The sequence below is a fragment of the Catenovulum sediminis genome, from assembly GCF_007289895.1.
In the GTDB taxonomy this organism is placed as follows: domain Bacteria; phylum Pseudomonadota; class Gammaproteobacteria; order Enterobacterales; family Alteromonadaceae; genus Catenovulum; species Catenovulum sediminis.
This window is the reverse complement of record NZ_CP041660.1, coordinates 332,505-348,570: the sequence shown is the minus strand read 5'-3', so window position 1 is coordinate 348,570 and position 16,066 is coordinate 332,505. Positions and strand designations below refer to the sequence as shown.

Annotated in this window: 8 protein-coding genes and 1 pseudogene; 8 read left to right on the top strand and 1 reads right to left on the bottom strand. The window is 41.5% G+C overall.

What is annotated here, in order from left to right:
• The first annotated feature begins 55 nt into the window (after positions 1-55).
• The 8 genes and pseudogenes from FNT16_RS01360 to FNT16_RS01325 all read left to right on the top strand — a co-directional run bounded on the left by FNT16_RS01360 (position 56) and on the right by FNT16_RS01325 (position 13,505).
• The gene (locus tag FNT16_RS01360) at positions 56-2,770 is read left to right on the top strand and encodes a nitrate reductase (RefSeq protein ID WP_246072301.1); all 2,715 of its coding nucleotides are present in this window, start codon (positions 56-58) and stop codon (positions 2,768-2,770) included.
• 102 nt (positions 2,771-2,872) lie between these two features.
• Positions 2,873-3,907, top strand: a complete 1,035-nt coding sequence (locus FNT16_RS01355) for a glycosyl transferase family protein (protein WP_143869861.1) — start codon at positions 2,873-2,875, stop codon at positions 3,905-3,907.
• A gap of 223 nt (positions 3,908-4,130) precedes the next feature.
• A complete protein-coding gene (locus FNT16_RS01350) occupies positions 4,131-5,327 on the top strand; it encodes an alginate export family protein (protein ID WP_143869860.1) in 1,197 nt (398 codons plus the stop codon).
• A 771-nt stretch (positions 5,328-6,098) separates the two neighbouring features.
• Positions 6,099-6,902, top strand: a complete 804-nt coding sequence (cobA, locus tag FNT16_RS01345; RefSeq protein WP_143869859.1) for a uroporphyrinogen-III C-methyltransferase — start codon at positions 6,099-6,101, stop codon at positions 6,900-6,902.
• A gap of 19 nt (positions 6,903-6,921) precedes the next feature.
• Positions 6,922-9,501 carry a nitrite reductase large subunit NirB gene (gene nirB / locus FNT16_RS01340; protein WP_143869858.1) on the top strand — a complete coding sequence of 860 codons (2,580 nt, stop codon included), beginning with the start codon at positions 6,922-6,924 and terminating at the stop codon, positions 9,499-9,501.
• A gap of 18 nt (positions 9,502-9,519) precedes the next feature.
• Positions 9,520-9,846, top strand: a complete 327-nt coding sequence (gene nirD, locus FNT16_RS01335) for a nitrite reductase small subunit NirD (RefSeq protein ID WP_143869857.1) — start codon at positions 9,520-9,522, stop codon at positions 9,844-9,846.
• Positions 9,847-9,974: 128 nt separating this feature from the next.
• Positions 9,975-11,398: pseudogene (locus FNT16_RS01330) on the top strand (NarK family nitrate/nitrite MFS transporter).
• Between the two features lie 391 nt (positions 11,399-11,789).
• A complete protein-coding gene (locus FNT16_RS01325; protein WP_143869856.1) occupies positions 11,790-13,505 on the top strand; it encodes a bifunctional protein-serine/threonine kinase/phosphatase in 1,716 nt (571 codons plus the stop codon).
• A 26-nt stretch (positions 13,506-13,531) separates the two neighbouring features.
• Here the strand turns inward: FNT16_RS01325 and FNT16_RS01320 are convergent, their stop codons facing one another.
• Positions 13,532-16,021: an EAL domain-containing protein gene (locus FNT16_RS01320; protein ID WP_143869855.1), complete on the bottom strand. Its 2,490-nt coding sequence runs from the start codon at positions 16,019-16,021 to the stop codon at positions 13,532-13,534.
• Between the last annotated feature and the right edge of the window lie 45 nt (positions 16,022-16,066).

The window sequence follows — 16,066 nt, the reverse complement described above, 5'->3', positions numbered from 1 at the left end:
TACTGTAGTCCGAAGGCGGACAAAAGAAGACAGAAGAGTCGAAACTTGAGTGTTTATGTTGATGATTCCAATGGCGGAAGCTCAACCGAATTTAGGTAAGAATTTGATGAACAAACCAGCAGTAAGATTAAAACAAACCACTTGTCCGTATTGTGGTGTTGGATGTGGCATTGACGTTAACGTTGATGGCCAGACGCTAACTCAAGTAAATGGCTCTTCTGATCATCCCGCCAATTTTGGGCGTTTGTGTGTTAAAGGCTCATCCGTGTTAGAAACGAATGATGTGTCCGGGCGATTACTGCAGCCTATGATAGGGGATTCAGTTGTTTCTTGGGATGAAGCTATTAACCATGTTGCGAGCGGTTTTCAGAACGTCATTGAAAAACACGGACCGCAAGCAGTTGCTTTGTATGTATCTGGTCAGTTATTGACAGAAGATTATTATGTCGCAAATAAATTAATGAAAGGATACATTGGCTCGGCAAACATAGATACCAATTCTCGTTTATGCATGTCATCTGCTGTTGCAGGTTACAAACGTGCATTTGGTTCTGACACAGTGCCTTGCAACTATCAAGATTTAGAAGATACCGATTTATTGGTATTGGTCGGCTCTAATGCTGCTTGGACACATCCGGTGTTGTTCCAGCGTATGGAAAGAGCGAAACAAATTAACCCGGATATGAAAGTTGTGGTGATTGATCCGCGCCAAAGTGCAACCTCTGAATTGGCTGATCTACATATCGCGATAAAACCGGGAACCGATGTTGCTCTACTTAATGGTGTGGTTAATTATCTTGCCGAACAAGGGTTATTAGATAAAAACTATATTGAACAACATACTGAAGGGTTTTCTGCAACATTGGAATCGTGTCAGGCTTGGACAGCAGAAAGAGTCGCTCAGTATTGTGATATTCCATTAGAGCAGGTTTCTACTTATTACCAATGGTTTGCTAATAGCCCGACGGCGATTACTTTTTATTGTATGGGAGTAAATCAAAGCTCACAGGGTACCGACAAATGCAATGCGATTATTAATTGTCATTTGGCTTCAGGGAAAGTTGGTAAAGTTGGCAGCGGACCTTTTTCTATCACTGGTCAACCTAATGCGATGGGCGGACGAGAAGTAGGCGGTTTAGCCAATATGCTTGCAGCACATATGGATATCGAAAACCCGAAACATCGTGAAAATGTGCAAACTTTCTGGCGTTCACCTCGAATAGCGGATAAAGCTGGTGCAAAAGCCGTAGATATGTTTGAAAAAGTGCGCAATGGTGAAATTAAAGCGATATGGGTAATGGCGACTAACCCAGCGGTAAGCTTACCTAATGGTAATGCGATTGCTGAAGCTTTAGCAGCATGTCCTTTAGTCGTCGTTTCTGATTGTAATTTAAATACCGATACCACTGAGTGGGCAAATGTTAGGTTGCCGGCAACAGGCTGGTCTGAGAAGGATGGAACGGTAACCAACTCAGAGCGACGAATTTCACGCCAAAGAGGCATTATGCCACCATCGGGTGAAGCAAAACACGACTGGCAAATTATTTGCGAAGTTGCGCAAGCAATGGGTTTTGCGTCTGGCTTTCGGTTTACCTCTCCAGCTGAAATTTTTGATGAGCACGCGCGTTTATCCGGCTATGAAAATTATGGTTCTCGTGATTTTGATATCAGCGGCTTAGCAGGTATGAGTGAAGGTGAATATGATAGACTGCGCCCTGTTCAGTGGCCTGTCAATGCGCAGTATCCGCAAGGTTGTAGTCGAATGTTTGAAGATGGGCGCTTTTTCACGAAAAGTGGTAAAGCTCAATTTGTTGGCGTTACTGCAAAAGCACCCGTGCAAATCACCTCTGAAGAATATCCGTTAGTCCTTAATAGTGGTCGTGTGCGTGACCAGTGGCATACGATGACTCGAACCGGTAAGGCGGCAAAATTAACCGCTCACATTGCCGAGCCTTTTGTCGCAGTGCATCCAAATGATGCAGAACGTTTCTCGTTAATCGATGGACAAGTCGCCAAAGTGACTTCTGCCTTTGGTCAAGTTTTATTAAAAGTTAAGTTAGATTCTGGTCAGCGTAAAGGTGAACTGTTTGCACCTATGCATTGGAATAAACAGTTTGCTTCGCAGGCTAATATTAATAAATTATATGCACCAGTTGTGGACCCGATTTCTGGTCAACCGGAACTCAAGCATGCAGCTGTCACTATAGAGCCTTATGCAGCCGATTTTTATGGTATTGCATTTAGTCGCAGTATGATTATGTCAGACAGTGAATACTGGACAAAAGCGCCAAATCAAGCCGGTTTTCAAATGTCATTTGCTGGGCAAGGTGAAATTTCTGATTGGTTAGATTGGTGTCAGCAACATAGTGTGAGTCAAGGTGAGTGGATTCGGGTTGAAAACAGCTCTGAAAAATCATTTCGCGTAATGTGTTACAAAGCGCAGCAGTTAGAGTTCGTTTGTTATATTCAAGCTACACCATTTGCCGAGGATACCAGTTGGTTAAGTGAAATGTTTATGCTGCAACAGTTTGATCGGGAAGAAATTAAAGCTTTAGTGGCAGGCACTCCGACACCGGAAGTTGCCAAGGGTCGCCAAATATGCAGTTGTTTCCAAGTAGGTGAAAAGCAAATTATTGAAGCAATTGTTGATTATGGTGACGATACAGTTGAAAAGTTAGGCGAGCGCCTTAAATGTGGGACAAATTGTGGTTCGTGCAAAACCGATCTAAGTGGTTTGATTCGTGCTAATTGCCCGGCTGTGGCGGTTTAATCAGCAGGCAAAGCCACTGGAATTTGATACACTAAAAAGCAGGCTGAGCCTGCTTTTTTTGGTTTATACCCCGTCAAAAAGGGTATTTAAGGTAATACAACAATGACAACCGAGTTTAAAGAATATATTAAGATGATAGGTCGCGGTCAGCGTGCCGGGCAAACGTTAGATCAAGCGCAAGCAAAAGATGCAATGTTGCAGGTATTAGATGGGCAGGTAAGTGCCGAGCAGTTAGGTGCCTTTTTAATGCTCTTGCGTGTGAGAGAAGAAACACCTGAAGAGTTGGCTGGGTTTGTTGAGGCTATTAGAAGTTCAATCAATACTGAATTTGAAGGATTACAGATTGATTTGGATTTAGGTTGTTACGCGGGTAAAAGACGTCATTTGCCTTGGATGTTGCTCGCTATTATGGCGTTTGCACAAACTGGGCGCAAAATATTTGTGCATGGTACCGCAGAGCCAGAATCTAAGCGTTTATATATGCGAGAAACATTAGAGTACTTTGGTGTAACTCCGGCTAAAAACAAACAGCAAGCTGAAGATATGCTACAAAGGTTTGGGTTTTGTTACGCAGAGCTTGAAGATGTACATGAAAAGTTGAATGAATTGATTCAATTACGTTCTTTATTTGGTTTACGCTCTTGCGCTAACACTTTGGCACGAATGTTGAATCCAAGTAATGCAGAGTTTAGTTTACATGGTGTTCATCATCGACATTTTGATGTACGTCATGTAGAAGTAGCTGAGTTATGCAATCAAGGTAATGTTATGTGCTTTCGTGGTGAAGGGGGGGAGATTGAATATAACCCTGAGCGTGATGTCAATTTACATTATTTTATTGCGGGACAAAAAGAGCACTTAACTTTCCCAGCTTTATTAGACGGGTGGCAAGTCAAACCGAGAGCGTTGGAGCTCAACCAGCTTAAAGCGTTTTGGTTGGGTGACGTTGACAATGAATACGCTGAAAAAGCGGTTGTTGGTACTTTAGGTATTTATTTGGCTTTTAATGAATTGGCTAAAGCGCAAAAAACAAAAACTGAGGAAGATAAAGCACAAATAGTAGAGCACGCCATTCAGCAAGCTCAGGATATTTGGCAACGTAGAGATTCTAAAAACGGGTTATTTGGTCAAAATTAAGCACTTGATTGAGCGTCTGACTTGGCGCGCTCTACTACAAACAGTCTGGCTTTATAGTTAGGCTGTTTTTGTCGTTTTGTTTCTCATAACACATTGATAAATATTGATTTAATTTGTTTTTTTGCTTGACCATTCAAATCTTTTTAGCGTATTCTAGTAGCGCGTCTATACATCCAGCATCACTTTCAAACACAGAATTTTTATTTGTAATTGGGAGTGACCTATGGAACTTAAAAAATCTAAACTAGCATTAACTTTGGCATCTTTAATTGGTACAGGGTTAATTTCTAGCCCCGCAATGGCTGCGGATTCTCTAGCTGAAGCTTTTAAAGAAGGCAAAGCAACGGGTGATCTTCGTTTACGTTATGAAAGTGTAGATGATGCATCCAGTGCTAATGCTCTAACCTTTAGAACGCGTCTTGGTTTTAAAACAGCTGATCTTAATGGGTTTACTGGCTTCGTTGAATTTGAAGACAACCGTGTTGTTGCGGGTGTAGATGAATACAAAGTTCCGCCGGCAGGTAAGACTGAGCCCAGTGATAAAAGTGTCATTCCTGATCCAGAGTTTACCGAGCTTGAACAAGCTTATATCGCTTATAAAAGTGGTGGTTTCTCGGCAAAACTAGGCCGTCAGGTATTAACTTTAGATGGGCATCGCCATGTGGGTCATGTCGGCTGGAGACAGGATAGACAAACTTTCGATGCATTAAATGTTGTGTATGGCGTTGGTGATTTTACCGCGAATGTTTCTTACGTCTATAAACATAACCGAATTTTTGCTGAAGCCACGGATATCGATTCAAGCGATATTTTAGTCAATCTATCTTATAAAACACCGGTTGGTAAAGTTGTGGTTTATGGTTACCAAATTGATACAGATCCAGCAGGCCGGGAAGATCTAGATACATATGGTGTCAGTTTTGCGGGTAGCACAGGCAGTGATGTTAAGTTTTTATACTCTGCTGAATACGCGACACAGGACAATAACAAAGGTAATGATACGGATTATTTAAGCTTAGAGTTGGGCGCTGTGTTTAGTGGCGTTACCGTTAAATTAGGTCAGGAAACTTTGGGCTCGGATGATGGGCTTGCAAATTTTGCGACACCTTTAGCGACGCTGCATAAGTTCAATGGTTTTGCTGATGTATTTTTAGGCGGTACTTTTGCATCGGGCGGTTTACCAAATGGTTTGGTTGATACTTATGGTTTTGTTGGCACGAAAGTGGGTGGTATTGCACTAAAAGCTTTCTATCACACGTTCAAATCAGATTTTGGTTCGATTGATTATGGTGACGAAATCGATTTGGTTGCGGCAACTAAAGTAGGAGATTATGGTGTGGGTCTGAAATACGCCAGTTTCTCTGCTGACATGGGTACTGACAAAGATATTTTATGGGCTTGGGTTCAAACTAAGTTTTAATCTTTGTTGATAGTGCTTGCTACCGCAACACGTCAGTATGTTTATGTATGTCGGCCGTAAGGCCGACATTTTGTAGGCTGCCACTTTAATCCGGCAAAAGAGCGAATAACGCTCAGTTAACTATCTGTTCATACTCACCCGTTCGCATTAATATTCATTTATCACACAGACACGCGTAAATATATCTCTATAGCTTTAACGCAGCATCCTTGCTGCGAAAGTCTGTTTAGATAAATTGAATATCAACACGCACTCGAATCCGCTTTCTCGAAACTCGCAGCTCTAGCCCAGAAAACTAGTGTTTAATATTGGGTTGTCGGGCTAAAGCCACGACCTACAATGCACTTGAAACTTGAAACTTGAAACTTGAAACTTGAAACTTGAAACTTGAAACTTGAAACTTGAAACTTGAAACTCGTAGCTGGTAGCTACCAGCTCGCAGCTACCAGCTCGCAGCTCGCAGCTCGCAGCTCGCAGCTCGTAACTCGCAGCTCTAAAAACCATTGCTCAAACAAAGTGCGCTTAACTGGTATTTCATCCGCGCATTTGCTGTGCATTAATGGTGCAGGGTGCTTCACCAAAGTGAAAAATCATTTATAGAAGAATTGTAAGGAACGCTCAAAAAGCGGTTTTTATTACTTCTTTAACGAAAAATATAGAAAATAAAATCAATTAAAACAGCAAATTAAAAAATATATTTGTCGTTATTAAAGTGTTGGCATCGGCTTTGCTTTTAATGAATTATTCGTTCATTACTAAGCTTGTGCAAAGATGTTTAAGTTAGTAACAAAAGACATTGGTGTTGGTAAAGTTTTCCTTGTTGGCGCGGGACCTGGAGATGCCGATCTTATTACAGTTAAAGCGCTAAGATGCATTCAAACTGCAGATATTATTTTATATGACCGTTTGGTCAGCGATGATATCCGTAGTTTGTTTCCTGCCACTACACCTGCATTTTATGTAGGTAAAGCAATGGGTCACCATTGTATTCCGCAAGATCAATTAAATGCTCTACTCATCGAAAAAGCACAAAAAGGTTTCAGTATCTGTCGTTTAAAAGGCGGCGACCCATTTGTATTTGGTCGAGGCGGTGAAGAAATGCTGGCGCTAAAACAGCAAGGTATTGAAGTTGAAGTCGTCCCAGGTGTCACCTCTGGTGTTGGCGCGGCCGCTTATGCGGGTATTCCGGTCACGCATCGTGGTACTTCGCAGGCTTGTACTTTCATCACTGCACATGCTGAAAAAGAATTAAACGTGGATTGGCAAGCTTTAGCTCGCTTAGATCACACACTCGTTTTTTATATGGGATTAAACAAGTTGCCGGACATTCGTCAGCAGCTTACAACGCATGGTTTAGCTGCGGATACACCAGCCGCACTAATTGAGAATGGTTGTCGTAAAGAGCAAAGAGTTTTTACAGGGAGTGTATCTGACTTAGAAGGGTTGGCAAAACAACACAAGTTGCAGTCGCCCACTTTGGTCGTAATTGGTCATGTTGTCGAGTTAGCAGAATCCCTGCACTGGTTTGGATCACTGACCAGTTCAAATTCTGAATGGACGCAGTTGTCAGCTTAATAGAGGGTAAGTAAATAAAATGAGCAAGCAAAAAATAGTTGTTGTTGGTAACGGTATGGTTGGGCATAAGTTCATCGAAAACATGATTGAACATCCAGATTATGACCAGTATGAAGTCGTCACATTTTCAGAAGAGCCGCGTCTTGCCTATGACCGTGTGCAGCTGTCCTACTACTTTGCTGGTAAAACAGTAGATGAGTTAATGCTGACGTCTCCAGACTTTTATGACGAAAATGGAGTGCGTTTTATTGTTAATGATAAAGTCGTAACCATTGATAGCGATAATAATAAAATCGTGACGGCCAGTGGGCGTGAAGAATCATACGACAAACTTATTTTAGCCACTGGTTCTTATCCTTTTGTTCCACCTGTACCGGGTCGAGAGCAAGATCACTGTTTAGTATACCGAACCATTGAAGATTTAGAGGCGATCACTGCATCAGCAAAAGAAAGTAAAGTAGGTGTTGTAGTCGGCGGTGGTTTGTTAGGTTTAGAAGCGGCCAATGCGCTACAAAACTTAGGCTTAAAATCACACGTTGTTGAATTTGCGCCTAGATTGATGGCTGTTCAATTAGACGAAGGTGGCGGTCAGTTATTACGTAGTAAGATTGAATCGCTTGGTGTGGGTGTTCACACCGAAAAAAATACAACTGAAATCGTAGCTGGTGAAACGTGTCGTTATCGAATGAATTTTGCAGATGGCACGCATTTAGAAACAGACATGATTGTTTTTTCTGCTGGTATTCGTCCACAAGATGAGTTAGCTCGTCAATTTGATATCGAAATTGGTCCTCGTGGCGGTATCGTCATTGATAACTTCTGTCAAACATCGGCTAAAGATATTTACGCCATTGGTGAATGTGCGCTATGGGATGGCAAAATATTTGGCTTAGTGGCACCGGGCTACAATATGGCCAAAGTTGCGGTATCTCATATCACAGGTGGTCAAGAAGCGTTTGAAGGCGCGGATATGAGTACCAAATTAAAATTATTAGGTGTTGATGTGGCGAGTATCGGTGATGCGCAAGGTCGCACACCGGGTAGTTTAAGTTACACCTATAGTGATGGTCATGCGGGTGTTTACAAACGCTTAATTGTCTGTGCAGAGAACAAAAAAGTACTGGGTGCAGTATTGGTCGGTGATGTGGAAGCATACGGCAATTTGTTACAAATGATGTTAGGCGATATTGATATCCCAGGTTCTCCAGAGGCTTTCATTTTACCCGCAATGGACGGTGCAGCGCCGGCACTGGGTGTCGATGCGTTACCAGACAGTGCGCAAATATGTTCATGTCACGATGTTTCAAAAGGCGATATTTTTGAAGCGGTAAAAGGAGGTTGTACTGATATAGCCGGCATTAAATCTTGTACCAAAGCGGTAACAGGTTGTGGTGGTTGTGCTGCGATGACGACTCAGGTGATGAACGCTGCATTAACTGAAATGGGTGTCGAAGTTAATAACAATATTTGTGCACACTTTGAATACACGCGACAGGAATTATTTGACATTGTACGTGCGAAGAAAATCAAAACGTTCGATCAGCTAATCAGTGAACATGGGCATGGAAAAGGCTGTGAAATTTGTAAGCCAGCTGTCGGTTCTATGTTAGCCACTCAGTGGAATGATTATGTTCTTTCCGACGACAATATACAGCTGCAGGATACCAATGATATCTTTTTAGCCAACATGCAAAAAGATGGTACTTACTCTGTTGTTCCACGTATGGCTGCTGGGGAAGTAACACCGGATCAATTGATTGCATTGGGCGAGATTGGTAAAGAGTTTAACTTGTATACCAAACTAACGGGCGGTCAACGTATAGACTTCTTCGGCGCACAATTGCATCAGCTTCCAGTTATTTGGGAAAAGCTCATTGCTGCCGGTTTCGAAACAGGCCATGCGTACGGTAAATCTTTACGTACGGTTAAATCTTGTGTCGGTTCGACTTGGTGTCGTTACGGTATGCTAGATTCTGTCTCTATGGCTGTCTTATTAGAAATGCGCTACAAAGGCATGCGGACCCCGCATAAGGTGAAAATGGCGGTTTCTGGTTGTACCCGTGAATGTGCTGAAGCACAAAGTAAAGATGTGGGTGTCATTGCAACGGATAAAGGTTGGAACCTTTACGTTTGTGGTAACGGTGGTATGAAACCGCGCCATGCTGATTTATTTGCAACCGATTTAGACGATGAAACATTAATCAAATACGTCGATCGATTCTACATGTTCTATAGCCATACAGCAGATCGTTTACAGCGAACTTCGGTTTGGATGGATAACATGGAAGGCGGCTTAGACTACCTTAAGTCTGTCATTATTGACGATAAATTGGGTATCTGCGAAGAGCTTGAAGCTGACATGCAGCGCATTATCGATAACTACGAATGTGAGTGGAAGAAAACGATTCATAGTAAAGAAAGACTTAAGCGATTTGCTCACTTTATTAACTCTGATGCGACAGACGATTCGCTTGCATATGTTGCAGAGCGTGGTCAAGAGCGTGCCCGTATTGATATGCAAGCCAGAGCAAAAATTAGCAAAGGTGAAATTATTAAAACCCTTGACGTCACTGAAGTCGAAGCGGTTGAGCCAGTATAAGTGCAGGAGATATTTAAAATGAGTCAAGATTGGAAAGATATTTGTAATTTCTCTGATTTAGTAAAAAACACAGGTGTTTGTGCACTGCACAATAACGAGCAGGTTGCCATTTTTGTTGATGATGAAAATCACGTTTACGCGATTTCAAATTATGATCCATGTGGCAATGCGTATGTGTTATCGCGAGGTCTAATTGCTGATTGCAAAGGTAGGCTAACGGTAGCCTCTCCTTTATACAAGCAGCACTTTGATTTGCAAACGGGAGAATGTTTAGAAGAGCCGGAAAACTCGGTTAAAGCTTATCCTGTGCGTGTTGAAAATGGAAAGGTGCAACTTTCAGCCTAGTCGATTTTAGTTACTTACCCTCTAAGTAGTAACTCGCCGGCCTTCGGGTCGGCCACCAAATTTTTAATTTTGAGGTTTATATCGTGGATAAAGACACTAAGTTTAATCTTTTTTCCTTTACCGGAAAAATGAAAGTCCTGCACATGTCGTGGATGGCTTTTTTTATCACATTTTTTGTGTGGTTTAACCATGCACCTTTGATGGGCGCAATCGCAGAATCGTTAGGACTGAGCGCAGCTCAGGCTAAGACACTCCTTATACTGAATGTTGCGCTGACGATTCCAGCGCGAATTATTATCGGTATGTTGACTGATAAATTTGGTCCTCGCCGAGTATATTCTGCTTTGCTTTTTATTAGTGCTTTTCCATGTTTTATGTTCGCGTTTGCCGATAGCTTTGAAGTCGCCGCGTTAGCACGTTTGTTGTTAGGTTTTATTGGTGCTGGTTTTGTCATTGGTATTCGCATGGTCAGTGAATGGTTCCCACACAATGAATTAGGTACTGCAGAAGGTATTTATGGTGGCTGGGGTAACTTTGGTTCGGCTGCGGCTTCATTTACTTTACCTTGGATTGCAGTGTTAATTGGTGGTGATGATGCTTGGAGATACTCAATTGCAATTACGGGTGTTGTGTGTTTCTTCTGGGGTTTGTTTACTACAACACAGTAAGCGATACACCAAAAGGGTCTACTTATTTCCGTCCTAAAAACATTGGTGGTATGGAAGTAACCAGTAAAGGCGATTTTGCATTTTTAATTGTCATGAAATTACCTATGTATTTCGCGTTAGCATTGTTGACTTGGAAGTTATCGCCAAACGGTGTTCAACTTATTTCTGAAACTTTTGCATTAGCCGCTTATGTGGGGTTAGTGGCGCTATTTATTATCGATTGTTATAAAGCGTATGAAGTTAACCGCGAAATGTTTGTCAAGCCGGTACCTGAAATTCAGCGTTATAAATTTAAGCAGGTTGCAGTATTAAATATTTTGTATTTTGCAACTTTTGGTTCAGAGTTAGCAGTGGTTTCTATGTTACCTATGTTCTTTGCTGATACTTTTGGTTTGTCAGCAGTGGTTGCGGGTATGGTTGCTTCGGCGTACGCTTTTATGAACTTAATGTCTAGACCGGGCGGTGGTTTAATCTCGGATAAGTTTGGCCGTAAAAAGACCTTATTGATTTTAACCGCGGGTTTAGCAGTCGGTTATTTTGTCATGAGTCTGATTGATGCAACATGGCCTGTATGGGTTGCTATGGTAGCAGCAATGGCTTGCTCGTTCTTTGTACAAGCAGGTGAAGGTGCAGTATTTGCTGTAGTACCGCTTATCAAACGTCGATTAACAGGACAAATTGCCGGGATGACCGGTGCGTACGGAAACGTTGGTGCAGTCACTTACTTAACGATTTATTCTATGGTTGATGCGTCAACATTCTTCATTGTAATCGCATGTACAGCAGTGCTTGGGTTTGTTACGCTGCTGTTGATGGAAGAGCCAAGTGGGCACATGGCTGAAGTACGTGAAGATGGTTCAGTTGAGTTGATAAAAGTGGGTTAATCTTTAAGGTTAATTTATAAATTTTTAAAAACCGTCAAGCGAAGTGCTGCAATGCAGGCTTCGCTTTTTTACTTTTAAAAGATCAACCGACCTTAGGGCGTGTTTATCTTTGTTTATAATTTGAGCTGAGAGAAAAAATGGTCTTAGGCAAGGCAGAAATAATGAATTTTAGTCATCTAAATAAGTTATTTCTAACGCTGCATAAGACCATTTTGGCCTCAGCCCGAAGGGCAATGGCTATTTTAACCCTTAACGGCATTAGAATTCGTTTATTTAGAATGACTAACCCCCACTCATTCTGCTTTGTTAATGATTAAAATAGCCTATTGCTCAAAAATAATACAAAGATTCACACGCCCTAATAATTGGTTAAAATAAAAATGGATATACAATGAAAAGTACGCTTTCTATTGAGATCGGCGGTTCGAGTATCGCAGGTGTAAAGCCGGTTAATCAAGATGCCTTTGCTGCCCAAATTCCAAAAGGGCAGGCGTTAGATTTTAAAGGCGTTGCTGTTGCGATAGCCGATGGGATTAGCAGTAGCCGCCGTTCGCAGGAAGCCGCACAACTTTGTGTTACCCAGTTTATTACCGATTATTATTCAACGCCAGATACTTGGAATGTTAATAAATCTGCGGCTCGAATTTTGACCGCGCTGAACTCTTGGCTGCATAACGAAAACCGCAAAAAAACAGATGATGGATTGGTCTGTACACTCAGTACCTTAGTTATAAAATCTTGTACGGCACATTTGTTTCATATTGGTGATAGCCGGATATATCGGATGCATGACGGTGATTTTCATTGTTTAACGCGCGATCATGTCCATGGCTCACGCTCAGAAAATTTTTTAACGCGGGCAATGGGGATTGATAGTCATTTAGAAGTTGATTATCAAACAGTAGATGATTTGAAAGTAGGTGATTACTTTATCTTAAGTACCGATGGGCTGCACAATTTTGTGAGTGAAAGTACCATTTGCAAAATGGTTTCACAAGCCGAAGATCTCGTTAAAGCGGCAGAAGAATTAGCGGCTATGGCAGTGGAAAATGGCAGTGATGATAATATTTCTTGTGTTATTTTACGTATAGATAGCTTGCCACATGAAGATGTTGAAGAAGCGCATCGACGAATCAGTAAATTGGTTATTCCGCCTGTTTTAGAAGCGGGCCAGTCTATTGATGGTTTCACCGTGAGGCGCGTGTTGTTTAGCGGGACACGCAGCCATGTATTTTTGGTTGAAGATCAAGATAAAAATCAATTTGCGTTAAAAATGCCATCACACGGATATCGTGATGAACCCGAGTATTTAGATGGTTTTTTACGTGAAGAGTGGATTGGTACACGTTTAAAACACAGAAACGTGATGCGCATTCACGCTCGCCCAGAAAACAGCCCGTTTATGTATCACCTGTGCGAATATTTAGGTGGACAGAACTTGCGCCAGTGGATGATGGATAACCCGAAACCGAGCTTAGATGAAGTGCGTAAAATTATTACTGAGGTCGTGCATGCGCTGCGTTATTTTCAGCGTAATGGCATGGTACATCGAGATTTGAAACCTGAGAATGTCATTATAGACAAGTTTGGTCAAATCAAAGTAATTGATTTTGGAACGGTTGCGGTTGAAGGTTTAGAGGATATTCTTAGTCCAATAGAGGAGACATGTCCGGTCGGTTCTGTTGATTATATTGCACCTGAGTATTTAATGGGACACAAAGGGACATTCCAGGCAGATTTGTATTCTGTCGCAGTGATGTTTTATGAGATGTACGTAGGGCAATTGCCGTTTGAATTAGGAAATTTAAGGAATAAAATTCCAGATAACTATAACTTTTGGCGTTATCGAAGTGCAAAAGACTATCGTGTGGATGCGCCCAAGTGGCTAGATATCGCTTTAGAAAAAGCAACTTCGCCCAATCCGAGTTATCGCCATCAGGCATTTTCCGAGTTTTTAGCGGATATTAGCTCACCTAATCAGACATTGATGCGCCGCTATGAGTCTAAACCTTTAATAGAACGCAATCCAATTCAGTTTTGGAAGATAAGCAGTTTGTTGCTTTTTGTAAGCAACTTGCTTTTAATATATTTATTGCTCAATCGCTAATCTCATAAACTTAAAGCACTGGTTTTTCAGTTAACCAGTGCTTTAACTTCGGCACTTAAAAATGTATGAATCGGTGCAGGCTTGGCTATGTGGTAACCTTGCGCGAAATCGACACCTATTTCTTCTAATAAATTTAAGGTTTCTTGGTTTTCAACGAATTCGGCAACTGAGACCTTGTTTAAACTGCGAGCAATTTCATGAATAGCCCTCACTAGAGCTAAATCGATAGGATCGTCTGGCATGTCTTTGACAAAAGAGCCATCTATCTTAACGCTATGCGCGGGTAGTTGTTTAAGGTAGGTAAAGGTACTAAAACCTGTACCAAAGTCATCTATCGAGAAGTCACAGCCTAACTGAGTTAAACGTTCTATCATGCGCAGGGTACCTGCTAAATTGGTTAAACTGGCACTTTCCGTTAGCTCAAAAATAATCCGTTTAGGATCGACTCTATATTGCATCATTTTCTGTTCAATGAGTGGGGTTAGTTTTTCATCACTAAAGGCGTGCGCTGAAAGGTTAATTGCCATTCTGGGGATTTCAGGGTAATCCGCAAGATATTTAATGGCTTTTGCGACAACTTGATGGTCAAGCAATTTTATATCGTCGGCTCTTTCTAACGCTGGGATGAAACTTCCAGGGTAGATCAATTTGTTGTCAATATTTAAGCGGACCAAAGCTTCATAGTAGGCAATCTCACGTGTTCGTATTTCAATAACAGGTTGGAAATGTAATACGATTTGGTCATTAGCGATAGCTTGCTGTAACTGATGAATCCACTCTATCGTATCTCGCAGGTTCTCACTGTCCTGATCACTTTCTGAATAAATGTGGACTAAATCTCGACCTCTACGCTTTGCCACATACAAGGCGATATCAGCTTGCTTAAGGTATTCGTGTCCATCTTTTGCAATACCGTTTATACTGGTTACCCCGACACTGCAACTTAATTTATAAACTTGATCATTAAATTGATAATGGCCAGATTTGACGGTGTCGCATATCTCTTCCGCTAATTCATGTGCATCTAACATGCTTGAATGAGAGAGTAATAACGCAAACTCGTCACCACCGATGCGGCATAATAAGTCTGATTTTCTTAAACGAGATTTGATTGCACTTGCGACCTCTTTTAATACCATATCCCCTTGGTGATGGCCTTGAGAGTCATTAATAACTTTGAAATGGTCTAAGTCAATATACAATAGTGCATGTGGGCCTTCGCCACGACTGGCCATTTTGCTGTATCTGTTTAGTTCATTATCGAAATAGTAGCGATTATGTAAGCCGGTAAGGGTATCGTGTAATGCAAGATGTTCTAATTTAAATTCGGCGGATTTGCGTTTCGAAATATCGTCAATTGTTGCGGTTAATACGCTGCGTTTATCATGGTCTGAATTACTGGAGAATCTAGCTTCTACCCATATATCCTCGCCGTCTTTATGTTTAAGCTTAAATTCCAACGAGCAGTTTTTAACTTGCTGTAACAGCATATCGTTGATGGTATCGAAAACTAAACCTTCTTGGGCCTCAAATTTGGGACACACATAGTTGATGAACGGGCGTTGTATTGTTTCATGTATCTCAAAACCCGTTAAATTAGACCAAGCTTTATTGATAAAATTAACTTCACCTTTGTGGTTGAGTTCCAATACAACTGTTGTCATATTGTCTAATAACTGCTGGTGTGCTTGTGATATTTCCCGGTATTCAATTTCTCGTTGTCTGAGTTCAGTTACTTTTTCAGCAAACTGTTGGTTGCTGATCATGAAATCTTCACGTCTTGAGGCTATTTCGCAGACGCGCCTTAGTTGCTCAGCTCTAAATGGTTTTGTTATAAAATCAGCAGCCCCTTGGATGATCATGGTTTCCGCCATGTCAATTGTGCCATGCGCCGTCATGATAATTACAGCTTGTGCCGGTTTAACGGCCATCATATGCTCAAGCACTTTTTCTCCCGATAAGCCGGGCAACATCACATCTAATAATACAATGTCATAGTTTTGCTTACTCCAAAGTTCAATGCCTTCTTCCCCTGTCGCGGCAACAGTCACATCAAACCTGTGTTGTAGTATGCGCTCCACAATTTCTTGAATCGACTCATTATCTTCAACAACTAACATCGACACTTTATCTGAAGTCGAGGATTCACCTGACTGTGCGTCAGATAATACTTGTGATATTTGATCGATATTTTCATACGGAATGAGTTTATTAATACCGAATTCACGAGCGGTTGTTTCTGCTATATGTTCACACCAAGTTGCAGCTAAGACGATAATTGGGATGTTTGCAGAACAGCGAAAAATGCCAGAACGAACCATACGAGACAATCGCCAGCCATCGAGCCCTTCGATTTCAATGTCGGTCACGAGCGCGTGTATGTTTTGTTTGCGCAAACATTGAATGGCTTCAGTGCCACTGTTTGCACAAACCACTTCGTATACACCTGTATTTTCTATTTGCGCTTGTATCGTTTGACAATGTGTTTGATTGCCATTCACTAGCAGTAGTTTCATCGAACTCCTCATCCTGATTCTTCTTCTACCTGTGTTTTTTAACGA

Excerpts from the sequence above, each read along its gene's own strand:
- FNT16_RS01360 (WP_246072301.1), top strand. The coding sequence starts at position 56 with ATGTTGATGATTCCAATGGCGGAAGCTCAACCGAATTTAGGTAAGAAT.
- nirD (WP_143869857.1), top strand. The coding sequence starts at position 9,520 with ATGAGTCAAGATTGGAAAGATATTTGTAATTTCTCTGATTTAGTAAAA.
- FNT16_RS01325 (WP_143869856.1), top strand. The coding sequence starts at position 11,790 with ATGAAAAGTACGCTTTCTATTGAGATCGGCGGTTCGAGTATCGCAGGT.
- FNT16_RS01350 (WP_143869860.1), top strand. The coding sequence starts at position 4,131 with ATGGAACTTAAAAAATCTAAACTAGCATTAACTTTGGCATCTTTAATT.
- cobA (WP_143869859.1), top strand. The coding sequence starts at position 6,099 with ATGTTTAAGTTAGTAACAAAAGACATTGGTGTTGGTAAAGTTTTCCTT.
- nirB (WP_143869858.1), top strand. The coding sequence starts at position 6,922 with ATGAGCAAGCAAAAAATAGTTGTTGTTGGTAACGGTATGGTTGGGCAT.
- FNT16_RS01320 (WP_143869855.1), bottom strand. The coding sequence starts at position 16,021 with ATGAAACTACTGCTAGTGAATGGCAATCAAACACATTGTCAAACGATA.
- FNT16_RS01355 (WP_143869861.1), top strand. The coding sequence starts at position 2,873 with ATGACAACCGAGTTTAAAGAATATATTAAGATGATAGGTCGCGGTCAG.